Source organism: Novosphingobium sp. AAP93, assembly GCF_001296055.1.
In the GTDB taxonomy this organism is placed as follows: Bacteria; Pseudomonadota; Alphaproteobacteria; order Sphingomonadales; family Sphingomonadaceae; genus Novosphingobium.
This window is the reverse complement of the sequence record NZ_LJHZ01000085.1, coordinates 1-3,043: the sequence shown is the minus strand read 5'-3', so window position 1 is coordinate 3,043 and position 3,043 is coordinate 1. Positions and strand designations below refer to the sequence as shown.

Genomic DNA, 3,043 nt, shown 5'->3' with positions numbered 1-3,043 from the left:
CCTGACGATGACCCAAGGCCACCGCCGAAATTACACCACGTTGACGGACGCGACCGATTCCATTAGTCAGTAGTAGTCTCGTATATATTCTGTCACACTCCGTTTATTGTTGTGCAATCGGAGGGCTTGGGAGCATGGTCGAGGCACGGTGGAAAGGCGTGGTTATCGCGAGGAGCGATGATACGGTAGTGGTCGAAGGCAACCACTATTTCCCGCTGGATTCGATCGATCCGACTGTACTGCGACCGAGCGCGACCACGACAGTCTGCCCTTGGAAGGGGACGGCGAACTACTATTCGCTGGTGGTTGGCGGCGAAGAGAACCTCAACGCCGCCTGGTATTATGCCGAGCCGAAGCCTGCTGCGAAGGAGATCAAGGGTCGGGTGGCCTTCTGGAAGGGCGTGCAGGTGGGGTGAAGTTATGGGCGGCGCAGATCGAGGAGAACCGTCTGACCACCAATGCGCAATAGACAACCGCCATGATCGGTTCTCCCGCGTACGCGGCGGTAGAAATGGCGCTTCCGGCGGGAACCATCACCTTGCCCCCAAAGCCATAGCGGTAGATCTCGAGCGTGACGACACCAATTGCGGCCACGAAGCCCGCATTGGACAGGGCACGGCTGGAGCGGCCCCGACTGGCAAGCTCTGGATCAAGTGGCCACTGACAAAGGGCAAGAACCCCGCAAGCGAAAATGAGGATCATCTCGAGGTATCTGGTGATGTCCTCCATCGTCACATGATCTCCTCTGATCACCGCCAGACCGGCGCGCGCTTTTCCAGAAATGCCTCGATGCCTTCCGACGTGTTCTCGTCCATCATGTTCTGCGCCATGACTTCGGCGGCGAGGGCATAGGCTTCGGCGCGGTGGACTTCGCGCTGGGCGTAGAACAGGGCCTTGCCGCGGCGGATCGCGTCGGGGCTCTTGGCGGCGATGGTGGCGACGAGCGTGTCGATTTCCGCATCGAGCTGGCCCGCCGGAACCGCGTGGTTGATGAGGCCCCAGCTCTCGGCGGTTTGCGCACTGATGAATTCGCCCGTTACCAGCATCTCGAACGCAGGCTTGGCCGGCACGTTGCGGGTAAGCGCGACGGCAGGTGTGGAGCAGAACAGGCCGACATTGATGCCCGAGACGGCAAAGCGCGCGTCCTGGCTGGCGATGGCGAGATCGCAGGCGCCGACGAGCTGGCAGCCCGCAGCGGTCGCGATGCCATGGACGCGGGCGATGACGGGGACGGGGAGCGCGACGATGGCTTCCATGACATCCGCGCAGGCGGCGAAGAGGGTGCGGTAGTAGTCGAGGCGGCCCAGGCGCTCGTTGTGCCCGTGCATCTGGCGCAGGTCATGCCCGGCGCAGAAGGCTTTGCCGGCGCCGGAGAGCACGACGCAGCTGATCGACTGGTCGCCCGCGAGGCTGGTCAACTCGGCCTTCAAGGCGGCGAGCAGGTCCTCGCTGAGCGCGTTGTACTGGTGCGGGCGGTTGAGCGTGAGATCGACGCGGGTGCCGGTGCGGCGGACGTTCAGGATTTCGTTGTCGGACATCTTGAGCGTCCTCTCCGTTGTTTTTTGCGGTTGTACGCTTGTCAGGGGGAGGATCAAGTCCGGCTGAATACCCCTCCGTCTCGCTTCGCGAGCCACCTCTCCTTTTGTGCTCCGCAAAAATGGGGAGGACAAAGAAGGTCCTCCCCATTTTTCCCGCAGGGACAAACAGGGAGGTGGCAGCCTGCAGGGCTGACGGAGGGGTTCTTCTTCAATGCTTCTTGCGCGTCAGTTCGCGCATCGCCCCGTCCAGCCCTTCCAGCGTCAGCGGGAACATCGAGCCGCCGACGAGGTCCTTGATCATCTTGGTCGACTGCGAATAGTTCCACTGCTTTTCGGGCACCGGATTGAGCCAGACCGTGGCGGGATAGGTCTGCGCCACGCGGTGGAGCCAGATGGCGCCGGCCTCTTCGTTGAAATGCTCGACCGAGCCGCCGGGGTGGCTGATCTCGTAGGGGCTCATCGCGGCATCGCCGACGAAGACGATCTTGTAGTCGTGCCCGTACTTGTGGAGGATGTCCCAGGTGTTGGTGCGTTCAGACCAGCGGCGGCGGTTGTCCTTCCACACGCCTTCGTAGAGGCAGTTGTGGAAGTAGAAGAACTCCATGTTCTTGAATTCCGCCGTGGCGGCGCTGAACAGCTCTTCCACCAGCTTGATGAACGGGTCCATCGATCCGCCGACATCGAGAAACAGCAGCAATTTCACCGCATTGCGCCGCTCGGGCCGCATGCGGATATCGAGCCAGCCCTGCTTGGCGGTGCCTTCGATCGTGCCGGGGAGGTCCAGCTCGTCGGCATGACCCTCGCGTGCGAACCGGCGCAGGCGGCGCAGCGCGATCTTGATATTGCGGGTGCCGAGTTCCTTGGTGTTGTCGAGATTGGCGAACTCGCGCTTTTCCCAGACCTTGATCGCGCGCTTCTGGCCGCCTTCGCCGCCGATGCGCACGCCTTCCGGGTTGTAGCCGCCATTGCCGAACGGGCTGGTGCCGCCGGTGCCGATCCACTTGCTGCCGCCTTCGTGGCGTTCTTTCTGTTCCTCGAGCCGCTGTTTGAGCGTCTCCATGATCTCCTCCCACGAGCCGAGGGACTTGATCTTCTCCATCTCCTCTTCGGTGAGGAACTTCTCGGCGACGGCGCGGAGCCAGTCTTCCGGAATGTCGACCGGGCGCTGGCCGTAGTCGGTGAGGAGGCCCTTGAAAACCTTGTTGAACACCTGGTCGAAGCGGTCGAGCAGGCCCTCGTCCTTCACGAAGGTGGCGCGGCTGAGGTAGTAGAAGGCCTCGGGCGTCTGTTCGATGACGTCCTTGTCGAGCGCTTCGAGGAGGACGAGATGCTCCTTGAAGCTGGCCTGGATGCCGGCGGCGCGCAGCTCGTCGATGAAGTTGAAGAACATGGATGGGGCCTCGATCGCGTCTTTGACCTGCCGCCTAACAAATTGCGCCCAAGATCCGTTCGTGTCGAGCGAAGTCGAGACACATGCACCGCGCTTGGTGTCTCGACTTCGCTCG

At 62.2% G+C, this 3,043-nt stretch carries 4 protein-coding genes; 1 reads left to right on the top strand and 3 read right to left on the bottom strand.

What is annotated here, in order from left to right:
* Positions 1 to 134 precede the first annotated feature (134 nt).
* The gene (locus tag IP83_RS13395) at positions 135 to 416 is read left to right on the top strand and encodes a DUF427 domain-containing protein (RefSeq protein ID WP_054122733.1); all 282 of its coding nucleotides are present in this window, start codon (positions 135 to 137) and stop codon (positions 414 to 416) included.
* Here the strand turns inward: IP83_RS13395 and IP83_RS20305 are convergent.
* The 3 genes from IP83_RS20305 to IP83_RS13385 form a co-directional block, all read right to left on the bottom strand.
* Positions 373 to 729, bottom strand: coding sequence for a hypothetical protein (locus tag IP83_RS20305; RefSeq protein WP_156309721.1), 357 nt, complete (start codon positions 727 to 729; stop codon positions 373 to 375). The genes IP83_RS13395 and IP83_RS20305 overlap by 44 nt on opposite strands.
* 20 nt (positions 730 to 749) lie before the next feature.
* Complete coding sequence (locus IP83_RS13390; protein WP_054122732.1) at positions 750 to 1,538, bottom strand: enoyl-CoA hydratase; 789 nt, start codon at positions 1,536 to 1,538, stop codon at positions 750 to 752.
* A 208-nt stretch (positions 1,539 to 1,746) separates the two neighbouring features.
* Positions 1,747 to 2,928 carry a VWA domain-containing protein gene (locus IP83_RS13385; RefSeq protein ID WP_054122731.1) on the bottom strand — a complete coding sequence of 394 codons (1,182 nt, stop codon included), beginning with the start codon at positions 2,926 to 2,928 and terminating at the stop codon, positions 1,747 to 1,749.
* Positions 2,929 to 3,043 lie beyond the last annotated feature (115 nt).

Coding starts and splice junctions, on each gene's coding strand:
- IP83_RS13390 (WP_054122732.1), bottom strand. CDS start 1,538: ATGTCCGACAACGAAATCCTGAACGTCCGCCGCACCGGCACCCGCGTC.
- IP83_RS13385 (WP_054122731.1), bottom strand. CDS start 2,928: ATGTTCTTCAACTTCATCGACGAGCTGCGCGCCGCCGGCATCCAGGCC.
- IP83_RS13395 (WP_054122733.1), top strand. CDS start 135: ATGGTCGAGGCACGGTGGAAAGGCGTGGTTATCGCGAGGAGCGATGAT.
- IP83_RS20305 (WP_156309721.1), bottom strand. CDS start 729: ATGGAGGACATCACCAGATACCTCGAGATGATCCTCATTTTCGCTTGC.